Origin of the sequence: Acidovorax facilis, assembly GCF_023913775.1 — a bacterium.
GTDB classification, from domain to species: Bacteria; Pseudomonadota; Gammaproteobacteria; order Burkholderiales; family Burkholderiaceae_C; genus Acidovorax; species Acidovorax facilis.
Window position 1 is genome coordinate 1 of sequence record NZ_JAMXAX010000267.1, and the last position, 1,762, is coordinate 1,762.

Below are 1,762 nucleotides of genomic sequence, written 5' to 3' on the forward strand. Positions count from 1 at the left end.
GGGGCGTGGAAGGGGGGAATCGTGCCAGCGGGCGCCGACAGGCAGGCCATCGTAATCGGCCCCTCCGGTTCCTGCACCGCGCGTAATATGCGCCATGCCCTCCGCACGGTGAGGGCGCTGGAGATACGGCATGAAATGGGAAGGCAATCGCGAGTCGGACAATGTGGAAGACCGGCGCGGTGGGGGCGGCGGCTCGCCGATTTTCGGAGGGCGCAGCATTGGCATCGGCACCATCGTCATCGCACTGGTGGGCGGGTGGGTGCTGGGCATCAATCCGCTGACGATCCTGGGGCTCCTCAGTGGCGGCGGGCCACCTGCGCAGGTGCAGTCGCAGGGGCCTGCCCAGCGCCCCCCGGCCGACGACACCATGGCCCGTTTTGTATCGACCGTTCTGGCCGATACCGAAGACGTGTGGCAGGCCGTGTTCCGCCAGGGTGGCGGCACCTACCAGGAGCCACGTCTGGTGCTGTTTCGGGGCGCTACGGCCACGGCTTGCGGCACCGGGCAGGCGGCGATGGGCCCGTTCTACTGCCCGGCGGACCAGAAGGTCTACATCGACCTGGGCTTTTATGAAACCCTCAAGAACCGTCTGGGCGCGCCGGGCGATTTTGCCCAGGCTTATGTGATTGCCCACGAGGTGGGCCACCATGTGCAGAACCAGCTGGGCATCAGCGGCAAGGTGGACCAGATGCGTGGCCGCGTGAGCAAGGCAGAGTACAACGCGCTCTCGGTGCGGCTGGAGCTGCAGGCCGATTGTTTTGCCGGGGTGTGGGCACACCATGCGCAGAATGCGCGCCAGATTCTGGAGCAGGGCGATGTGGAAGAGGCCATGAACGCAGCGGCCAAGATCGGCGACGACGCCCTGCAGCGCTCGAGCGGCGGGGCGGTGGTGCCCGAAAGCTTCACCCACGGCACCAGTGCTCAGCGGCAGCGCTGGTTTCACAACGGGCTGCAGAATGGCAGCGTCAAAGCCTGCGATACCTTCGCGGCGCGGAGTCTTTGAAACACCCCCCTGAGCCGCTTCGCGGCTTCCCCCCGCTCTCGCAACACTGCGCGTTGCGGGCAGGGGGACGCAGCCAGCGCGGCGGGGCGGCCCTTGCGCGGCTGCCCGGGCATGGGCCGCGCCGGTTTTGTGGGGTGTGGGTGACCTGCGGCGCTATGGAGAACCGAGATGTCCCCTGCTGAGTCCCTGCAGCCTCTCCGGTCGCCGGGCATCGCCGCCGCGTGGTCGGCGGCGGCGGTCACGGTGCCGCATGCCGTCGGCCTGGGCCTGCTGGCTTTTGCGCCGCTGGCGGCCGACCATTCCCTCGCAGCGCTGGCGCTGTGGTCGGCGGCCCTGCCGGGCCTACTGCTCACGCTGGTGGTGCCACGCGCCGGGGTGGTCTACGCGCCCACCACGGTGGTGGCGCTGCTGTTTGCGGCCGTGCTGGCCACCGCCCATGGCGCAGCCCCTGCGCTGGGCCTGAGTGCGCGCCAGGTGCTGGCCGTGAGCGGGGCCACGGTGGCGCTGGCGTTTGTTTTTCAGTGGCTGCTGGGGGTGCTGCGGCTGGCCTCGGTGGCGCGGTTTCTGCCCGTTTCGGTGACGCATGGTTTTGCGGCCGGGGTGGGGCTGTCGATGGTGGTGGGCCAGGTGCGCAACGGCTTTGGCGCGGGGGGCGACGCCCTGTGGAACGCCCGCACCGGCTGGCACCTGCTGGCGGCGCTCGCCGTGGTGGGGCTGGCCTGGGCGTTGCGCTGGCGCTGGCCCCGCATGCCGGGGCTG

The 1,762-nt window shown here is 70.0% G+C and carries 2 protein-coding genes; both read left to right on the forward strand.

Going from position 1 to position 1,762, the window contains the following annotated elements; genetic code table 11:
- Positions 1–130: 130 nt before the first annotated feature.
- On the forward strand, positions 131–1,003 hold the full coding sequence (gene ypfJ, locus NFX52_RS30035) for a KPN_02809 family neutral zinc metallopeptidase (protein WP_121422587.1): 873 nt from the start codon (positions 131–133) through the stop codon (positions 1,001–1,003).
- 168 nt (positions 1,004–1,171) lie between these two features.
- Positions 1,172–1,762, forward strand: a 591-nt coding sequence (locus NFX52_RS30040) for a SulP family inorganic anion transporter (RefSeq protein WP_252635995.1), incomplete at its 3' end; no start/stop codon positions are given.

Bases quoted from the DNA above. Each gene is read 5' to 3' on its own strand.
- ypfJ (WP_121422587.1), top strand. From the start codon at position 131: ATGAAATGGGAAGGCAATCGCGAGTCGGACAATGTGGAAGACCGGCGC.